General features: G+C 71.0%; 16 protein-coding genes. 10 read left to right on the top strand and 6 right to left on the bottom strand.

All coding sequences use genetic code 11. From position 1 onward, the window contains the following. Positions 1–2: 2 nt before the first annotated feature. Complete coding sequence (locus VFV67_RS18735) at positions 3–827, bottom strand: DUF4394 domain-containing protein (protein WP_326471663.1); 825 nt, start codon at positions 825–827, stop codon at positions 3–5. Between the two features lie 159 nt (positions 828–986). Between VFV67_RS18735 and VFV67_RS18730 the strand changes: the two genes are divergently transcribed. Continuing rightward, the gene (locus tag VFV67_RS18730; protein WP_326471661.1) at positions 987–1,523 is read left to right on the top strand and encodes a sigma-70 family RNA polymerase sigma factor; all 537 of its coding nucleotides are present in this window, start codon (positions 987–989) and stop codon (positions 1,521–1,523) included. Beyond that, positions 1,524–1,772 (top strand): zf-HC2 domain-containing protein, encoded by a 249-nt coding sequence (locus VFV67_RS18725; RefSeq protein ID WP_326471659.1) that lies wholly within the window; start codon positions 1,524–1,526, stop codon positions 1,770–1,772. Here the strand turns inward: VFV67_RS18725 and VFV67_RS18720 are convergent, their stop codons facing one another. The 3 genes from VFV67_RS18720 to VFV67_RS18710 form a co-directional block, all read right to left on the bottom strand. Then, positions 1,773–3,839, bottom strand: a complete 2,067-nt coding sequence (locus VFV67_RS18720) for a cellulose binding domain-containing protein (protein ID WP_326471657.1) — start codon at positions 3,837–3,839, stop codon at positions 1,773–1,775. 91 nt (positions 3,840–3,930) lie between these two features. Continuing rightward, positions 3,931–5,217, bottom strand: coding sequence for a sigma-70 family RNA polymerase sigma factor (locus VFV67_RS18715; protein ID WP_326471655.1), 1,287 nt, complete (start codon positions 5,215–5,217; stop codon positions 3,931–3,933). 180 nt (positions 5,218–5,397) lie between these two features. After that, complete coding sequence (locus tag VFV67_RS18710) at positions 5,398–7,005, bottom strand: methyl-accepting chemotaxis protein (protein WP_326471653.1); 1,608 nt, start codon at positions 7,003–7,005, stop codon at positions 5,398–5,400. Positions 7,006–7,140: 135 nt separating this feature from the next. Between VFV67_RS18710 and VFV67_RS18705 the strand changes: the two genes are divergently transcribed. The 5 genes from VFV67_RS18705 to VFV67_RS18685 all read left to right on the top strand — a co-directional run bounded on the left by VFV67_RS18705 (position 7,141) and on the right by VFV67_RS18685 (position 12,465). Continuing rightward, positions 7,141–8,628 carry a rhamnogalacturonidase gene (locus VFV67_RS18705; protein ID WP_326471651.1) on the top strand — a complete coding sequence of 496 codons (1,488 nt, stop codon included), beginning with the start codon at positions 7,141–7,143 and terminating at the stop codon, positions 8,626–8,628. 108 nt (positions 8,629–8,736) lie between these two features. Further along, positions 8,737–10,044 (top strand): ABC transporter substrate-binding protein, encoded by a 1,308-nt coding sequence (locus tag VFV67_RS18700; RefSeq protein ID WP_326471650.1) that lies wholly within the window; start codon positions 8,737–8,739, stop codon positions 10,042–10,044. Further along, a complete protein-coding gene (locus tag VFV67_RS18695) occupies positions 10,044–11,015 on the top strand; it encodes a sugar ABC transporter permease (protein ID WP_326471649.1) in 972 nt (323 codons plus the stop codon). The genes VFV67_RS18700 and VFV67_RS18695 overlap by 1 nt, the downstream gene beginning before the upstream one ends. Beyond that, positions 11,012–11,845, top strand: coding sequence for a carbohydrate ABC transporter permease (locus VFV67_RS18690; RefSeq protein WP_326471648.1), 834 nt, complete (start codon positions 11,012–11,014; stop codon positions 11,843–11,845). The genes VFV67_RS18695 and VFV67_RS18690 overlap by 4 nt, the downstream gene beginning before the upstream one ends. Next, positions 11,842–12,465 (top strand): hypothetical protein, encoded by a 624-nt coding sequence (locus tag VFV67_RS18685; RefSeq protein ID WP_326471647.1) that lies wholly within the window; start codon positions 11,842–11,844, stop codon positions 12,463–12,465. The genes VFV67_RS18690 and VFV67_RS18685 overlap by 4 nt, the downstream gene beginning before the upstream one ends. Here the strand turns inward: VFV67_RS18685 and VFV67_RS18680 are convergent. Next, the gene (locus tag VFV67_RS18680) at positions 12,377–14,896 is read right to left on the bottom strand and encodes a rhamnogalacturonan lyase (protein ID WP_326471645.1); all 2,520 of its coding nucleotides are present in this window, start codon (positions 14,894–14,896) and stop codon (positions 12,377–12,379) included. The two genes, VFV67_RS18685 and VFV67_RS18680, sit on opposite strands and share 89 nt — an antisense overlap. A 119-nt stretch (positions 14,897–15,015) precedes the next feature. On the opposite strand from VFV67_RS18680, the gene VFV67_RS18675 reads away from it, so the two are divergent. From VFV67_RS18675 to VFV67_RS18665, 3 genes are all read left to right on the top strand, one after another. Further along, positions 15,016–15,513, top strand: coding sequence for a mycothiol transferase (locus VFV67_RS18675; RefSeq protein ID WP_326471643.1), 498 nt, complete (start codon positions 15,016–15,018; stop codon positions 15,511–15,513). Positions 15,514–15,616: 103 nt separating this feature from the next. Next, on the top strand, positions 15,617–16,792 hold the full coding sequence (locus VFV67_RS18670) for a histidinol-phosphate transaminase (protein WP_326471641.1): 1,176 nt from the start codon (positions 15,617–15,619) through the stop codon (positions 16,790–16,792). 60 nt (positions 16,793–16,852) lie between these two features. Then, on the top strand, positions 16,853–17,320 hold the full coding sequence (locus VFV67_RS18665; RefSeq protein ID WP_326471639.1) for a PH domain-containing protein: 468 nt from the start codon (positions 16,853–16,855) through the stop codon (positions 17,318–17,320). 7 nt (positions 17,321–17,327) lie between these two features. Here the strand turns inward: VFV67_RS18665 and VFV67_RS18660 are convergent, their stop codons facing one another. Next, positions 17,328–18,482 (bottom strand): hypothetical protein, encoded by a 1,155-nt coding sequence (locus VFV67_RS18660; RefSeq protein ID WP_326471637.1) that lies wholly within the window; start codon positions 18,480–18,482, stop codon positions 17,328–17,330. Positions 18,483–18,565: the final 83 nt, after the last annotated feature.

Raw genomic sequence — 18,565 nt, 5'->3', positions numbered from 1 at the left:
GCTCAGCCGAGGAAGGCCATCCCGACCGGCCGGCCGACCACCGGCGAGAGCACGCCGGCCTGGCCGGTGTTCAGGTCGATCTCGACCAGCAGGGCGGAGCCGCCGGCCTGCGGCAGCACGGCGGCGAACGCGCGGTTGTCCGTAGCCGAACCGGTCTTGATCTCCATGGTGTGGAACTCCTTGACCGCAACGCCGAGCGCGCCGACCGTGGTCAGCTCGCCGGTGTCCGGGGTGATCCGGACCAGGGTCTCCCGGGCCGAGTCCACCCCGTACAGGGTGGTGGTCGTCGCACCCGGGAGGTTGTTGGTGTACGCGGCGGCGGCGACCTCGGGCACGCTGCCGGCACCCTGGTCGGTGTCCGGGTAGTGCAGTTCGCCGTCGGCGGTCAGCTCCCCGGTCTCCGGGTGCAGGCGCAGGTTCTGGCCGGCCTCGGTGACCACGCGGATCCGGTCCACGGTGGGGTTGAAGTCGAACCCGATGGCCCGGCCCTTCAGCGCGAACCGAGGACCGACCGGGACGGCGGCGCCGGTGTTCGGGTTCACCGTGTACAGCTGGCCGGTGGACGACAGCGCGTACACCGTTCCGGTGGCCGGCCGCCGGTCCATGCCGACCAGGCGCTCGCCGTCGGCCAGGCCGGTGACCTGCAGCCACCGGACCGGTAGCTGCGGCCGGGCGGCGTTGTGCCGGGTCAACATGCCGTTGTCGCTCAGCAACAGGAACTCGCCGGTGAGCGCCGGACGCCTGGGGGCGGCGGTCGCGGACACCGCGGCGGCGATCACGACGGCCGTCCCGGCGGCCACGGCGAGGAAGGTGATGGTGCGGCGCATGACTTTCTCCGTCTTCTCGTCGGGAACTCTGTGATGTGCCTGGATTCGGCGGCCGGCCGCACGGCGTTCACCGGCGCGAGGTTTGTCACGTACGGCAATCCGCGGTCCCGGCCGCGCCGAACGACAAGGGAGGAAAGTCGGGCGAAGGGGGAGACTTCGATGGCCGGCAAGGTGGTGGAACGGGAAGACCTGAGGCAGGACCGGATGCTCCGCGCGGCCTACCGGGCGCACGGGGCGGAGCTGTACCGGTTCGCGTTGCGGCGGCTGGGGGACGCGGGTGCGGCGCAGGACGTGGTGCAGGAGGTGTTCCTCCGGGCCTGGCGCAACGCCGACCGGTTCGACCCGGAGGTGGCCAGCCTGCGGGTCTGGCTGTTCGGCATCGCGCGGCACGTCGTGGTGGACGAGATCCGGCGCAGCACGGCGCGTCCGGCCCGGGCGGCCGGGCTGGCGCCTGCGGACCACAACGGCGGGCCTGGCTTCGACGAGCGCACGATGACCGCGACCGTGCTGGCGCAGGCGCTGCGCCGGATCAGCCCGGAGCAGCGCAGCGCCCTGGTCGAGACCGTGATCCGCGGCCGCCCGGCCGCCGAGGTGGCCGCCGAGCAGGGCATCCCGCCGGGCACGCTGCGCAGCCGACTGTTCTACGGGCTCAAGTCATTGCGGACGGTCATGAGGGAGATGGGGGTCGAGCCGTAAATGGGCCAAGACTGCGCTCGGCGGGAGGCGCTCGGCGGTTACGTGCTCGGTCAGTTGGACGAGCCGGCGGCGCGGGAACTGGACGTGCACCTGGCCGGCTGCCCGTCCTGCCGCGCCGAGCTGGCCGAGATCGCCCCGCTCGTGGCCGGGTTGCGGCGCCTCGACCCGGACCGGGTCGAGGCGCAGCCGCCGCCCGAGCTGTGGGCCGAGATCCAGGCCCGGATCGCGGCCGAGCGCGAGGCGGACTGATCAGCCCGCGGCGCACACGGTTCCGTTGAGGGTGAACGAACCCGGCAGCACGTTCGGACCGGAGTAGTTGCCGACGAAGCCGACGTTGGCGCTGCCGCCGTTCGCCGCCAGCTCGCGGTTGAAGTCGGCATTGCTGACGGTGACCGTGGTGCCGTCCTGGGCCCAGGTTCCGTTCCAGCCGCCGCCCATCTGCTGCCAGCCGGTCGGCCAGCGGAAGGTGAGCGTCCAGCCGTTCACCGCGCTCGAGCCAGTGTTGGTGATGTCGACGCTGGCCACGAAGCCGCTGCCCCAGTTGGTCACGTCGGTGAACCGCACCGCGCACGTGCTCGCGGCCGGTGCGCCGGTGGTCACGGTCAACGGCGGCGACGCCCAGGACACCGCGCCCGCGGTGTCGCGGGCCAGGACGTTGACCGTGTACCGGCTGCCGGGGACGAGGTTGTGCGCGGTGAACGCGGTGCCCGGGGTCTCGCCCCACTGCTCGCTGGTGACGCCGTTGTGCCGGTACACCTCGTACTTGGCGATCGGGCGGGCGCCCGGGGTGGCGGCCGGCCAGCTGATCGTGGCGGACCGGTCGGTGACCGCGGCGGCGGTCGGGGCGCCCGGCGCACCCGGCGCGCCCGGCCGGTTCGCCGCCGGCCGGAGCACCAGCGTGGTCAGCGAGTACGGCGGCAGGGTCTGGGCGGTGGCCGTGCCGCTCTGCGCGGTGCTCACCCCGGTGGCCCCGTTGGTGAACGTGTGCACGGTGGGCGCGCCGGCGGCCGGGACGAAGCCGGCGTAGTCGATCACGACCTGCTGCGCGTTGTCCGGATCCTTGTTGAGCAGCAGCAGGGCCAGCTCACCGTTGGGCCGCCGGGCGGCGTGCGCGCTGACCAGGTCGTTGCCGGTGGCGGCCCGGACGAACTGGTCGCCGGGGCGGACGAACAGGTTCATCATCCGCAGCGCGTGGTACGGGGCGAACGGGGTGTTCAGCGCGGGCTGGCAGACGCTGCCGTCGGCGGTGCAGTTGGCGCTGGACAGCAGGCCGAAGTCGTCGTAGTCGGTGTGCCCGGCCACGGTCGACACGTTGCCGATGCCGTTGTGCGTGTTCCACCACTGGACCGTGAAGACCCCGTTCTCCAGCAGGCCGGCGTAGGACTCGGCGGCGAACAGCGCGCCGGGCTGGGTGTTGCGGCCGACCGAGGTGTTCATCTCGGTCAGCGCGATGCCGAGCCGGCCGGCGTTCGGGCCGGCGAACCGGGCGATCTGCTCGCGCACGAGGTAGATGATGTCGTCGATCTGGTCCGGTTTGGACAGTGTCTCGGGCGCGGTGGCGCCGCCCGGGTACCAGTGCAGGATCACGAAGTCGACGTGCGGCCCGGCGATGGACAGCACGGTCTGGTTCCAGGTGGCCGGGTCACCCTCGGCGACCACGCCGTCCGGCCAGTTGGCCGGGGTGGTCAGCACGGCGCCGATCTTGATGGTCGGGTCGACCGCCTTCATCGCCGTGGCGAACCGCACGACCTCGGTGGCGTAGCCGGTCGGGCTCTTGTCCGGGTGGTTGTCGGCCTCCCACTCGGCGCCGTAATGGCCGTTGCCGTACAGCTCGTTGCCGATCTCCCAGTAGCGCACGCCGTAGCCGCGCTCGATGTTGGCGTGCCGCACCCAGCCGGCGGCCTCCTCGGGGCTTCCGGTGCCGTAGTTGGCGATCACCATGGCCTGTCCGCCTGCCCGGCGCACCCCGCCCATGAACGTGTCGAAGTCGGTGTTCGGGGCCACGAACCCGCCGGGCGCGGTGTGCGTCTCCCAGTGGTAGATGTCGCCGTAGGAGCCGCCCGGGTAGCGCATCATCCGCAGTCCGGCGCTGCCGAGCAGGTCGGCAACCTCCGGCGTGCCGAGCTGGCTGTCCCACACCGCGTGGTTGATGCCCAGCGCGGTGTCCGGCACGGTGGCCAGCCCCGCCCGCGTGTTCACCGTGACCCGTACCGGATCTTCCTGTTGTGCGGCACCGGCATCGGTGGCCACCGCCAGGCCGCAGCCCAGCACAAGTGTTGTGGCGAAAGCGATTCGGCGAAGTCGTGCTGCTGCCATGGCACACCCCGTTGTCACCTGGCCGGCCCCCTTCTGGGAGCGCTCCCAGAATCCGAGCCAACCATCCGGGGGGCCCGCCGTCAACGCCCGGTCAGCCGAAGAACGGCAGCTTGATCAGCGTCAACCCGCCGAGCAGGTCGTTGCCGCCCTTGCGGTTCTTCTTCTCCGCCGTGCGTTCTTTCTTCTCCGCCTTGCGATCCCGCTGCTCCGCCGCGTCGTCCTTCGCGGCCTTGCGGTCCGTCCTGGCCTGCTGCTTGGCCGTCTTGGTCGGCTGCTTGGCGGCCTTGCGCTCCGCCTTCGCGGTCTTCTTCTCCGCCTTGCCGGCACCCCGTTCGTTCAGCCCGCTCGGTTCCGGCTGCGTCAACTGCTCGAGCGACGGTGCCCGCGACGGCGGCGCCGCGGGCGGCCCGGTGCGCACCGGGGTGGGGGTGGTGTGCTGCCAGACCGGTTGCGGGACCGCGGCGCCGGGGCCACGGACTTCGGGCGGCGACGGCGGATGCACGGTGACGCCGGTGGCGACCACCACGGCGGCGCCGGCCACCGCCGCCTTCACCGCGGTCAGCCAGGACGCGGTGGCGGCGCCCAGCTGACCCGACCCGCTCAGGTAGGCGACGGCCATCGGGGTACCGAGCACCACCGGGGCCACCGCGGCGCGCAGCTCCTCGTTGACCTTCACCAGGCCGCCGGCCAGCTTGCGGCAGTCCGGGCACCGGTCCAGATGCCGGGTGATCCGTCGCATGGTGTGCCGTGGGCAGCCGCGCCGGACCCAGATGGACAGCTGCGCGGCGATGCCGCGGCAGCCCGGCCGGGTCACGGTCGGCAGGTGCTGGCGCAGGTACGCCTGGCGCAGACCCTCCCGCGCCCGGTAGGCCAGCGCCGACACGCTGTTCGGCGCGAGTCCGAGCAGCGGTGCGATCTCGGCCGGCGACTCCCCCTCGATCTCGGTGTGCCAGAGCACCGTGCGCCACCGTTCCGGCAGCGTGGCGAACGCGTCGGCGGCCACGCCCGCCTCCACCCGGCTGATCACCGGGTCGCTGGCCGCCCTGGCCTCCGGCACGTCGGCGCACAGCGCCACGTCGACCCCGCGGCGGATGTCGGTGATCAGCGCGTTGCGCATGGTGGCCACCAGGTACGCGCGGAACGACTCGTCCGGGCCCTGTCCGGCGCGCAGCACCCGGAGCACCCGGGTGAACGCCTCGGCGACCAGGTCCTCCCGCTCGGCGGTGGTCGTGACGAGCGCGGCCGCGGTGCGCCGGGCGGCGCCCAGATGTCTCTCGTAGAGCAGGCCGTAAGCGGTGGTGTCACCCGACCGAACCGCGCTGATCAGAGCCGCGTCGCTGGGCGCGCCCGTCGCCGCCTCGTCGACCGCCTCGGCCACCGCCAGACCTCCCGATCGAACGTGCAGATGCACATGTAGGCGTGCTGACGTTCGTTCAACGAGCGACCCGGCGGAAGGTTGTGGCAGATGTCACAAATGCACAAAACTCCTGTGCGATGAGCACAAAACTGGCAAATTCCGGCCGGTTCGCCCCGCTCCGGGCGAACCGACCGGCAATTCCTACAGCTTGAAATTGGCCACCGTGGCGTGCAGCTCGGCACTGACCCTGGCCAGCTCCCGAGCCGCCATCTGGGACTCGTTGGCCCCGTCGGCGGTGGACACCGCGGCCTCGGCGACCCCGGCGATGTTCTGCGCGATGTGCCGGCTGGACTGGGCGGCGCCGGCCACGTTGCGGCTCATGTCGCTGGTCGTCTCGGTCTGCTCCTCCACCGCCGCGGCGATGGTGACCTGGTAGTCGTTCACCCGGGCGACGATCTCGCCGATCCGGTCGATGGCCGCGACCGCCTCGGTGGTGTCCGCCTGGATCGCCGCGACCCGCTGCGCGATGTCCTCGGTGGCCTTGGCGGTCTCCTGGGCCAGGTCCTTGACCTCGCCGGCGACCACGGCGAAGCCCTTGCCGGCGTCGCCGGCCCTGGCCGCCTCGATGGTGGCGTTGAGGGCCAGCAGGTTGGTCTGCTCGGCGATCGAGGTGATGGTCTTGACCACCTCACCGATCTCCTGCGACGAGGCACCCAGCCGGTTGACCACCTCGGTGGTGACCTTGGCCGCGGTGACCGCCTCGCCGGCGACGTGCGCGGCACCGTTGGTGTTCTCGGTGATCCGGTGGATGGAGGCGGCCATCTGGTCGCTGCCGACGGCCACGGTGTCCACCGCGGCGGAGACCTGCTCGGCGCCGGCGGCCACCTGCGCGGCCTGGTGGCTGGTCTGCTCCGCGGTCGCGGCGATCTCGGTCGCGGTCGCCTCCACCTGCGACGAGGCGCTGGACATGGCGTCGGCGTGCCCGTTGAGCGTGCCGATCGTGGTGCGCAGCGAGTCGATCGTGTCGTCGAGCGCGGCACCGAGCCGGCTGATCTGGTCCCGGCCGTTGAGGTCGGTGCGCACGGTCAGGTCGCCGTGGGCCAGGGCGCGCACGGTCCGCAACGTGGCGGCCAGTGGGCGGACCACCGCGCGGGTGGCCCGGATGCCCAGCACGATCGCCATGGCGATGGCCAGCGCGAGCGCCACGGCGATCACCGTGTTGCTGGTGGCGCGAGCGGACGTGGCGTCCGCCTTGGCCTCGTCGACCCGCTTGTTGACCGACTCGTCCAGCGCGTCGGCGATGTCCAGGGCCTTGCCGTAGCCCTCGGCCGCCTCGCCGCCGTTGATGCTGTCCATCGCCGCGACCCGGACCGCCGGGTCCTCGGCGCCCTTCAGCGAGTCCATGATCTTCGTGTCGTAGTCGAAGAACGCGTTCCAGGCCGGGGTCAGCTCGTTCCACTTGGCCCGCTCGTCGTCGGTCATGTACTGCGTGTGCGCGTTCTTGAGCAGGTCGAACAGGGCCGCCTTGCTCTCCAGCTCACCGCCGCGGTTGTAGGCGTCGTCGGCCGCGGCCTTGGCGTTGCCGTAGGCGCCGGCGTCGGCCATGACCAGCGCCTGCCAGCCGGTCACGTCGGCCACCGCGTAGCGCAGCTTCTGCACGTCCTGCTGGACCTGGACCAACTCGGCCAGCCGCTGCTGGGCGTCGTGCTGCTGCGTGGTGCCCCACCAGCCGGCACCGGCGGCGACGGCGATGAGCGCCGTGATCGCGCCGAAGGAACGGCCGAGCCGCCCACCGACTGTGGCTTTCATGATCGGCATGGAAAACTCCATCTCCGGGGATCCTGGGTGTCTCGGGCTTGATCGGCGGTCGGCCGGTACGCCTGAGAAAAAAATGTGAACATGATTCGGATCACCCCGGATTAAACGTTTCAGTAAGGTGGCTCGATGGTCCGCTTCGACGTCACCCGGTACGGCGCCCGCGGCGACGGGGTGACCATCGACTCGCCCGCGATCAACCGGGCCATCGAGGCCGCGGCCGCGGCCGGCGGCGGCACCGTGCGACTGCCGGCCGGAACCTTCGCCAGCTACTCGGTTCGGTTGCGCAGCAACGTGATCCTGCAGCTCGACCGGGGCGCGACGCTATTGGCCGCCGCGCCGCGCGACGGCGCCGGGTTCGACCACCCCGGCCGCGGCGCCGGCAACGCCTACCAGGACTTCGGCCACAGCCACTGGCGGGCCGCGCTGATCTGGGGCGAGGACCTGGACCACATCGGCATCGCCGGGCCGGGCCGGATCGACGGCGCCGCGCTGGTCCGGGAGATGGGCCCGGACTCGCCGCCGGGAACCGGCGACAAGGCCATCGCGCTGCGGCTGTGCCGGGACGTGGACATCCGGGACGTCACCATCGTGCGCGGCGGCCACCTCGCGATCCTGCCCACCGGGGTGGACCGGCTGACCATCCACAACGTCACGATCGACACCGTCCGGGACGGCATCAACGTCGACTGCTGTCGGGATGTGCGGATCTCCGGCTGCACGGTGAACACGCACGGCGACGACGCGATCGTGCTGAAGAGCTCCTACGCCCTGGGCCGGGCCCGGACGACCGAGCGGGTCACGATCACCGGCACCACGGTCAGCGGCTACGACCCGGGCACCCGGCTGGACGGCACCCGACAGCGCGCGCTGCCGGCCGCGCCGGACGGCGACGGGCCGACCGGCCGGATCAAGCTCGGCACCGAGTCCACCGGCGGGTTCCGGGACATCATGGTCTCCGGTGTGGTCTTCGAGCGCTGCCGCGGCCTGGCGCTGGAGACCGTCGACGGCGGCGTGCTCGAGGACGTGACCGTGCAGGGCGTGACCATGCGAGAGGTCAGCAACGCGCCGATCTTCCTGCGGCTCGGCGCCCGGTTGCGCGGCCCGGCGCCGCGCCGGCCCGGGCGGCTGCGCCGGATCACGATCAGCGACGTCACCGTGGACGGGGCCGATCCGCGCTACCCGTCCACGATCGCCGGGCTGCCCGGGCATCCGGTCGAGGACGTGCGGCTCAGCGGGTTACGGGTGCGGATGCGCGGCGGGCTGTCCATGACGCACGCCGCCGGCCAGCCGGCCGAACTGGTCAACCCGTTCTTCTTCGCCGAGCCGGCCCCGCGCCGGCCCTACGCCGTCCCGGAGCGGGCCCGGGCCTACCCCGAGCCGTCCATGTTCGGCGTGCTGCCGGCGTGGGCGTTCTATGTCCGGCACGCCACCGGGTTGCGGTGCGACGACGTGGAGATCCGGTTCAGCGAGCCGGACACCCGGCCGGCGATCGTGCTTGACGACGTCCATTGCGCCCAGTTCCGCCGGCTGCGGCTGAGCACCGCGGGCGCGCCGGCGTTCGCGCTGCGCGGCGTCACCGGGTTCGCGCTCCGTGACCTTGACACCACTCGCTGACCGGCCTAGCTTCCGTCCCCAGGTGGGCTCGAATCGTTTCAATCCGGCGCATGAGGTGGCGGGTCCGCCAGGAAAGCGCTTGCCCATACGAGACGGTGGAGGGACGGCATGCGACGACGCACCCGCTCTGGCGGCGCCACCCGGATCTGGTTAGCGGTACCGGCGGCTCTGCTCGCCGCCACCACGGCGTGCGGCGGCTCGGAAGGAGGAGACACCGGCCAACCCAGCGGCCCGGTCACCATCCGGTTCGACTGGTGGGGCAACCCCGACCGGGCGGCGGTGACCGAGAAGGCGATCGACGAGTTCGAGCGCCGCAACGGCAACATCACGGTGGAGACCTCGTACGCGGAGTTCAACGCCTACTTCCAGAAGCTGGCCACGCAGATCGCCGGCGGCAACGCGCCGGACGTGCTGCAGATGGACTACCGGTACGTGCGCGAGTACGCCGACCGCGGCGTGCTTGCCGACCTCGGTGACGGTCCGGCCAAGGTGGACACCGGCGGGGTCACCCAGCAACTGCTCTCCGGTGGGTCGGTGAACGGCAAGCTGTGGGCCATCCCGCCCACGCAGAACACCCAGATGTTCACCTACGACCCGGCGCAGTGGCAGCAGGCCGGCGCCACCGCGCCGAAGGACGGCTGGACCTGGGGGGATCTGCGCACCGCGGCACAGAAGGTCACCGACGCCACCGGCGGCAGGGTGCGCGGCCTGTCCGACTTCGGCGGCATCGAGGACTGGTTCGAGGTGTGGCTGCGCCAGCAGGGCAAGACCCTCTACACCGACGACGGCAAGCTCGGCTACGGCGCCGAGGACGTGGCCAAGTGGTGGGAGCTCGCCAACGGCCTGCGCCGCTCCGGCGCCTCGACCCCGGCCGAGGTGACCGCCAAGCTGGACGGCTCGCTGGCCAACGACCCGGTGGCACAGAAGGCGGCCTCCAGCGGGTTCGGCTACAGCAGCGGGTTCACCGCGCAGACCTTCGAGCTGTTCGGCCGGGAGATGAAGGTCGGGCCGTTCCCATCGGACGGCGGAAAGCTCGGCCAGTACGCCAAGCCGGCCATGATGTTCAGCATCGCCCAGCGCTCCGAGCACAAGGAGGCGGCGGCCAAGCTGATCAACTTCCTGATCAACGACGTGGAGGCCGGCAAGATCCTGGGCATGTCTCGCGGCCTGCCGGCCAACCAGCAGGTGCGCGACCAGGTCGGCGGCACCCTGCAGGGCCCGCCGACGGTCACCTTCGAGTACGAGAAGGCCGTCGGGCCCAAGCTCGAGCAGGCGCCGCCACCCCCGCCGAAGGGTGCCAGCGAGGTGAAGTCCGCGTTCCAGCGCGTGTACGACGATGTGATCTTCGAACGCGCCTCGATCCAGGACAGCGCCAACAAGCTCATCGAACAGGCGAAGGCGGCGATCTCCTCATAGTGTCCACTGTAGACACTTTGGTGCCGGGGCTGGCCGGTCCGCGCGACCGGCCGGCCCCGGGCCCGTCCCGGGGCCGGCGACCGCACGGGGAGCGGCCCGGGATCGCCTACCTTTTCCTGTCCCCGTGGGTGCTCGGCGCGCTGCTGCTGACCATCGGCCCGATGCTGGCCTCGCTGTACCTTTCGTTCACCGACTACGACCTGTTCACCGCGCCGAACTGGGTGGGTTTCGACAACTACCGCCGGCTGTTCGCCGACGACCCGCGGTTCCTCACCGCGATCTGGGTGACGCTGAAGTACGTGCTGATCTCCACCCCGCTCAAGCTGGTCGCCGCGCTGGCCGTCGCCCTGCTACTCAACCGGGCCAGCCAGGCCTCCGGGCTGTACCGGTCGGCCTTCTACGCCCCGTCGCTGCTCGGCGCCAGCGTGGCGGTCGCCCTGGTCTGGCGGGTGATCTTCGACAACGACGGCGTCGTGGACCGGGCGTTGTCCGTGCTCGGCGTGGAAACCAACGGGTTCGTCTCGTCGCCGCAGTACGCGCTGCTGGTGATCGCCGGGCTGTCGGTGTGGCAGTTCGGCGCGCCGATGGTCATCTTTCTGGCCGGGCTCAAGCAGATTCCGCGCGAGCTGTACGACGCGGCCGCGGTGGACGGTGCCGGCTGGTGGCGCACGTTCTTCTCGGTGACCCTGCCGATGCTCTCCCCGGTGATCTTCTTCAACCTGGTGCTGGAGACCATCCACTCGTTCCAGGCGTTCACCCCGGCGTTCGTGGTCAGCAGCGGCCGCGGCGGGCCGAGCGACTCCACCCTGTTCTACACGCTCTACCTGTACCAGAAGGGGTTCGTGGAGTTCCGGATGGGCTACGCGTCGGCCATGGCCTGGATTCTGGTGCTGGTCATCGCGCTGGTGACCGCGGTGCTGTTCCGCACGGCCCGGTCCTGGGTGTTCTACGCCGGGGAGGGTGGGCGATGACCGCCACCCGCCGGGTGTTCTGGCACCTGACCTGCATCGCACTGTTGGTGGTGCTGCTCTACCCGGTCGCCTGGCTGGTGCTGTCCTCGTTCAAGCCGGCCGAGGAGATCCTGTCCAGCCTGGCCCTGCTGCCCGAGCGGTTCTTCCTCGGCAACTACACCGAGGTGTTCGCCGGCCAGGCCGGGGTGACCGTCTGGCGGTTCCTGGCCAACTCGCTGATCGTGTCCACCGGCGCGGTGCTCGGCACCGTGGTGTCCTGCGCGCTGGCCGCGTACGCGTTCTCCTGGCTGCGGTTCCGGATGCGCACACCGCTGTTCGCGTTCATGATCGCCACGATCATGCTGCCGATCCACGTGCTGCTCATCCCGCAGTACACGATCTTCCATCAGCTGGACCTGATCGACACGTTCTGGCCGCTGATCCTGCCCAAGATGCTGGCCACCGACGCGTTCTTCGTCTTCCTCATGGTGCAGTTCATGCGCGGGCTGCCCACCGAGCTCGGCGACGCGGCCCGGATCGACGGCTGCGGGCCGATCCGCACGTTCGGCCACATCGTGCTGCCGCTGGCCAAACCGGCCCTGGTCACCGCGGCGATCTTCACCTTCATCTGGTCCTGGAACGACTTCTTCAGCCAGCTGATCTACCTCAACACGCCGGAGAACTACACGCTCCCGCTGGCCCTGCGGCTGTTCATCGACCAGACCAGCGAGACCTCCTACGGGGCGATGATGGCCATGTCGGTGCTGTCCCTGCTGCCGATCGCGCTGTTCTTCTTCGCCTTCCAACGCCTGCTGGTGCAGGGCGTGGCGACCACGGGACTGAACGGATGAACCGGTTCGCGCTGTTCGCCGACTGCCTGCTGGTCGGCTGCTGCACGGCGGTGGCCGCGGTGCCCGTGGTGACCGCGTATCCGGCGCTGGTGGCCGGCTGCGCCGTGCTGCGCGAGCGGGTGCTCGACGACCGCTCGGTCGGCCCTCGGCACTACCTCCGGCGGCTGGGCGAGGTGGTCCGAAGTGGACCGGCCGGGCTGGTCCTGCCGCCGCTTGCCGGGCTGCTGCTCGGTCTGGACGCGCTGGCGGTCGCGGCCGGCGTGCCGGGCCGCGGACCGCTGGCCGCCGGGCTGGTCCTGGCCGCGGCCATGGCCGCCGTGCTCGGACTGCGGATCGCCGCGGGCTGGCGGCCCGGCGCGCGGTGGCCGGAACTGCTTCGGGCCGCGGTGTCCCGGCCGGATCCGGCCGGCGCCGTCCTCCTGCTGCTGGCGGCCGGGACGGCGGCCGCGGTCGCGATCGCCGTCCCGGTCACCCTGCTGCTGGTCGCCGGACCGCTCGCGCTGGCCGCGGTCGCGGTGGACCTGCGCTCCGTCACAGCATCGCGCGCAGGCTCCGGGCCTGGTACTCCAGCACCGTCCGGGCCGCCGGGGTCACCCCGCCCCGTCCCAGGTCCCGGATGAACCGGTCCAACCCGGCCGCGGGCCGCCGCTCGGCCGTGCCGAGCGCGGACCGCAGCCGGTGCCCGGCGGACCGGGACACCGCTCGTTCGTCCACATAGGACTCGACCAGCGCGCCCAGCGCGCCGATGGCGCCCGGCGCGAAGAACCGCGGCACCGGAACCCGGGACCAGACGATGTCCGATGCGAGGTAGAAGCTGGTGTAGGAGGGCTGGTTGTAGGTGGTCTGCTGGCGGGCCACCTCGGCGCGGTACTGCGGGTCGTGCATCAGCGTGTACAGCTTGCGGTCGGTCACCTCGGTGCTGAGGTAGATCCGGATCGCGGAGCTGTCCGTGGTGCGCATCAGCAACTCTTCCCGCCAGTCGCCGAAGATGTCGGCCACCAGGCCCGGGTTTCCCTTGGTGCCGTTGTTGCTCCGGGTTCCCTCGGCGAGCAGCACCCGGCCGCGCAACCAGTCGTTGAGCGATGGAGTGACCTCCAGCGCGCCGTCCACGATCTGGGTGGTCATGTCGGCCGCCCACCGGATGCTCTGGTTCGTGCCCGGGGTGAGCGGGCCGAGGCGCCGGCCGTCCGCCGACCACAGGCCGGAATCCGAACTGGTCTGGGGCAGCGACGCCCAGGTCTCCATTCCCGGCACGTCGGGCTCGATGTCACCGACCATGCCGCGGCCGGTGTCCCGGCCGGAGTAGCTGCCGTAGATCACCTCGCCGGTCCTGGCGTCGCGCAGCGCGAAACCGTACGGCGCGAACGTGGCGCCCTCGTGCACCATGAACACCTCGAGGCCGGGCCGGTTCGGGTCGATGTCGGTGACGTGCATGGCGTCGCCGTGCCCGAGCCGGGCCAGCGCGCCGGGATCGGCGCTGGACGGCGGGAGGATGCCGAACGAGCTGTTCAGCAGGCCGCCGTCGTCGTCGATCGTGGCCGCGCCGTAGACGATCTCCTGCTTGCCGTCACCGTCCACATCGGACACGGATAGTGAGTGCGCGCCCTGCGTGGTGATCGTGCGGAACTCCGGGTCGGTCCCGTCCCGGCCGTGCGGGGTGTCGTTGAACGGGTTGGTCATCGGGACGTGGCCGCTGTCGACGAACCACTCCTCGCGCAGCCTGCGGCCGTCCCAGTGGTAGGCCACCAGCGTGGTGCGGGTGTAGTAGCCACGGGCGAACACCGCCGACGGGTGCTTGCCGTCGAGATAGGCGACGGTGGCAAGGAACCGGTCCACCCGGTTGCCCGGCTCGATCCGGGCGAGCGCGTAGTCGCCCCAGAGCAGGCCGTCGTCGTCCCGGCCGGGCTTGTACCGAATCGTCTGCAGCTCCCGGCCGGAGGCGCCGTCGAACACGGTCAGGTACTCGGGCCCGTCGATGATGAACCCGGCGAAGTTGCGCAACTGGTTGCGGGCGCTGCGACTCGGCGCGTACACGTCGATGAAGTGGTCGGCAAGGGCCGCGGCGTCCGCGCGGGACAGCGGGTAGGCGTAGCGCGGCTCGATGCCGAACGCCGCCTCCAACGTGGCCGGCCAGTGCCCGGCCACCACCTCCGGATGCCGGTGCCAACTCTGGAACAGGTCCACGACGTGCTCGTAGTAGCCGGCGGCGCTGCGCCGGTAGTCGTCGGTGTGCGCGAACCCGGCGCGCACGTCCTCCTTGGGCATCGTGATGAACCGTTGCGAGGCAACGGTTCCGTCCGGGTGGTAGCGGATGATCCTGGTGCCGGGCGCGGTCTTGAACATCATCTCCGAGCGGCCGTCGCCGTCGAAGTCGTAGACCAGGAACTGGGTGTAGTGCGCGCCGGCCCGGACGTTGACGCCGAGGTCGATCCGGTACAGCGGGGTGCCGTCCAGCTCGTAGGCGTCGATGAACACCGTGCCGGTGTAGCCGACCTGGGAGACGTCCTTGGAGTTCGACGGGTCCCACTTGACGATGTACTCGTAGGCCCCGTCGCCGTCCACGTCGCCGACGCTCATGTCGTTGGCGGAGTAGGTGAACGCCTCGCCGGCCGGGGTGACGCCGTCCGGCGGCCTGCGCAGCGGCAGGTCGCGGAAGCCGCCCGCCCACGGCGAAACCGTTGCCCCGCGGTCGACCTCGCGGCCGGCGACGGCGGCGGTGACCCGGTAGGTGTCGGCGGTGCCGCCTTCGCGGTCCAGGTAGTTGGTGCTGTCGGTGACCGTGGCGATCCGCTGCCCGTTGCGGTAGACGTTGAAGTCCGCGCCGGCCATGCCGGTGGCCGTGCGCCCGGTGACCTCGTGGCCGAGCAGCCGCCAGCTCAGGAACACCCCCTCCGGGGTGGTGGCGGCCACCAGCCCGCGGTCAAGGCGTTCGAGCTGGACGGCGTCCGGCCGGTGACCGTGGTCCCCCGCGGCGTCGGCCACCGCGGTGATCGGGGCGGAGGCCGTGACCAGCACCGACAATGCGGCGATGAATGTGCGACGCGATCTCATGTCGATCTCCTCGACGGTGGCGCACGCGCAATTCGACAGTTATTCGACTGAAACGTTTAAACGATGCCGGCATCGTAGCGCGACGATCACGCACAGCCAAGGACGCTAACGTTGCGATCATGACGAGTGCGCAGCTGCTGACCGACGCGTTCGAGCGGATCCGGGAAGAGGTGCACCACGCGGTGGACGGCCTCACCCCGGAACAACTCGCCTACCGGATCGACGGCCGGTCGAACTCCATCGCCTGGCTGGTCTGGCACCTCACCCGGGTCCAGGACGACCACATGGCCGATCTGGCCGGCGCCGAACAGGTGTGGCCGGCGTGGGCCGGCCGGTTCGCGCTGCCGCTGGACGAGGCGGACACCGGGTACGGGCACGGCCCCGAGCAGGTCGGCCTGGTCCGGGTCGATTCCGCCGAACTGCTCACCGGGTACCACGACGCGGTGCACGAGACGTCGCTGCGGTTCCTCAGCACGATCACCGACGACGACCTGCCCCGGATCGTGGACCGGGCCTGGGATCCGCCGGTCACCATGGCGGTCCGGCTGATCAGCGTGATCTCCGATGATCTCCAGCATGCGGGCCAGGCGGCCTTCGTCCGCGGGCTGCTGCCGTGACCTGGCCGAGACTTCGCTGAAACCTTTTCGTGAACCCACTCCTCCGTTCGTACGTATCCGCTAATGACACGGAAGATCCGTGCGGCCTGGAGGGAGTGATCGCGTGCGGCACCGGGTGGACGGGCTGTTCCAGCAGACCGCGCACAGCCCGTCCTTCTTCGAGCTGTCCCGGCGCATGGGTGACCACGGCGGGCAGCTTGTCGACTTCTGCATCCCGTGCAACCCGTACTTCCCGACCCCGGACATGTTCGACATGCTGGCCCGCAACCTGGAGGCGGTACTCAAGTTCTACCCGAGCGACGCCGACACCATCGCCGGCCAGCTGGCCCGGGTGCTCGGCATCAACCCGGCCACGATCGCCATGTCCAACGGCTCGACCGAGCTGATCACCTGGATGGATCACCTGTGGGTGCGGGAGAGCATCGCCATCCCGATCCCCACCTTCGGCCGGTGGACCGACCAGCCGATGGAGACCGGCAAGCGGGTGGACATGTTCCCGCTGCAGGAGGAGAACGGCTTCGCCCTTGACATCGACGCCTACCTGCGGTTCATCCACGCCCGCGGCTCGCGCGTCGCCGTGCTGTGCAACCCCAACAACCCCGACGGCGGCTACCTGCCGCGCCGGGAGATCCTGCGGTTCATGGACGAACTGTCCCACCTGGACCTGGTCGTCATCGACGAGTCCTTCATCGACTTCGTCGAGGTGGAACGCAACCCGTCGGTCGGCGCCGAGGCCGCCATCCGCCCCAACGTGGTCGTCCTGAAGAGCCTGGGCAAGAACTTCGGCCTGCACGGCATCCGGTTCGGCTACCTGGTCGCCAACCCCGGCCTGGCCGGCAAGATGCGCCGCACCCTGCCCAAGTGGAACCTCAACTCGCTGGCCGAGACCGTCGTGTTCATGCTCGCCGAACACGGCGAGGCCTACCGGGAAAGCCTGCGCCTGCTGGCCCGCGACCGCTACACCATGGGCATGGAGCTGGCCCTGCTCCCCGAACTCACCGTCTACGCCTCACAGGCCAACTTCCTCCTGGTCAAGCTCGCGCCCGGCCTCAACGGCACGGAGCTGCGCGACCACCTCATCTCCCGGCACCGCGTCTTCATCCGCGAATGCGGCAACAAGCTCGGCATGAGCAACCAGTTCCTGCGCCTCGTGGTCCGCCCCGAACAGGACGTGGCCCGCCTGGTCGAAGGCATCCGCGAGTACACCCACCCGCAGTGGCACCAACAGCAACAACAGGAGGCCTCGATCCGCTCGCTGCCGGTGCGCAACATCTCCTGACCCCGCCCCCCGATTCGGGTGCCGGCCGGCACCATCGAACTGTGCCATGCTGGCCCGGTCATGGCCGCGATGACAGAGGGCGGTGCGCAGCGGTTCCGGAGCCCATGGCGGTGGCTCACCGTTCCGTGTGGAGCCTTCCTGGCCCTGATCGGGGTCGGCATGTTCACCACCCTGGACGGCGATGCGGTCACGATCGCCTTCACCGTGTTCACCGGCCTGATCTGCATCGCCGGCGGCGGGTGGCTCGTGGCGTACCTGCTCCAGCCGGTTGTCGTGCGCCGGGACTGCGTCACCGTCCGATCCGGATTCGGCCGGCGGCGTATTCCGGTTGGCCGGATCCGGTCGGTCCAGTTCGGCGCGGAAACGCACCATCTTTCCGGTCTCACGACTCGGTTCCCGGTCCTGCACCTCGACGATGACGAGACCGTCGCGCTGACGGATCTGGCCTGGTACTCGTTTCGCCGGGACCGGCTGCCCCGCCGGATCGTCCGGTTCGAGAAGGCGGTGCGGCGGCGGATCGCGGAGTGAGGCGGCGTTACTGGATGGTCGACCCGGTGACCGTGGGGTTGGCGGCGCCGAGGAAGAAGATGCCGCGCAGGCCCTTGGTTTCGAAGCCGGCGCTGGGATTGCGGCGCAGGGTCGAGGCCTCGATGGACATGGTGCCGGTGCGGTCGTTGCTGACGAAGAAGATGGCGCCGCCGCCCTCGTTGGCCTTGTTGTTCTCCACGATGGTGCCGGCCAGGCGCACGGTGAACGTGTTGCCGTCGGTGTAGATCGCGCCGCCACTGCCGCCGCCGGGGGTGCCCGGCCGGGCCGGGTTGGCGCCGCGGCCGATCGCGGAGTTGTTGGCCAGCACGCTGTTCAGCACCACCCAGGACACGCCGATGCTGCTCAGCGCGCCGCCGTTGGCGCACACGCCGCCGTCGAAGGTGCTGCCGACGACGTAGACCGGCAGGCCCTTCGACTGGCTGAGCACCCGCAGCCCGGCGCCGCCGAGGTCGGGGCCGGTCGGGTCGCAGCGGTTGCCGACGAACCGGGAGTTGACCACCTTCACCCGGCCACCGCGCACGAACACCGCGCCACCGCCACCGCCCTCGGTCTCCTCGCCGGTGGAGTTGCCGTCGGCGAAGGTCAGGTTCTGCAGCGTCAGCCGCGGATGATCCTGGTCCTGGCAGTGCGACGTGGTGTGCCCCTGGGCCTTGTCGCAGGTGTTCAGGTACAGAATCCGTCGCTTGCCGCCGCCGCTGAGCGTGACCTTCCCGCCGCCGTCCAGCACGATCCGCGGCCCGGCCGCGTTCCGGATCTTCGCGGTCGCCGTCATCGTGATCGTCACCGGATCCGGCCCACAGGCGAACGTGATCACCCCACCGGCCGCCACCGCCGCGACCACCGCCTGCGACGTGCAACTCGGCGCCGTCCCATCCCCCACCGTCCGGTCCGGCCGGCTGGTGTCCTCGGCGCGCGCCTCCTCCGGCACCACCGCCCGGCCCTGGGGATTACCCGCCGGCGCGACCGGTGCCGGAGTGGCGGCCGGCGCGCTGGTCGGAGCCGGGCCGCTGGACGGGGGCGGCGGTGCCGAGGAGACCAGCGGGGCCGGGCTCGGCGGCACCGTCCCGGCGTGCAGCCGCGCGCTGCCGCACCCGGCGAGCAGCAGGACCAGCGCCCCCATCGCGGCTAATCGACCTCGCATGTCGCCAGACCCTAGCTTCCGCCCCGAAAGTGTACGAAGCGACGCCCGGCGGTATCGGCCCTGTTCAGGGCGCGCTCTTTTCT

The organism is Actinophytocola sp. (assembly GCF_035762905.1).
Taxonomy (GTDB): domain Bacteria; phylum Actinomycetota; class Actinomycetes; order Mycobacteriales; family Pseudonocardiaceae; genus DASYTH01.
The sequence above is the reverse complement of the archived record's forward strand: the minus strand, read 5'-3'. Positions and strand labels throughout refer to the sequence as shown.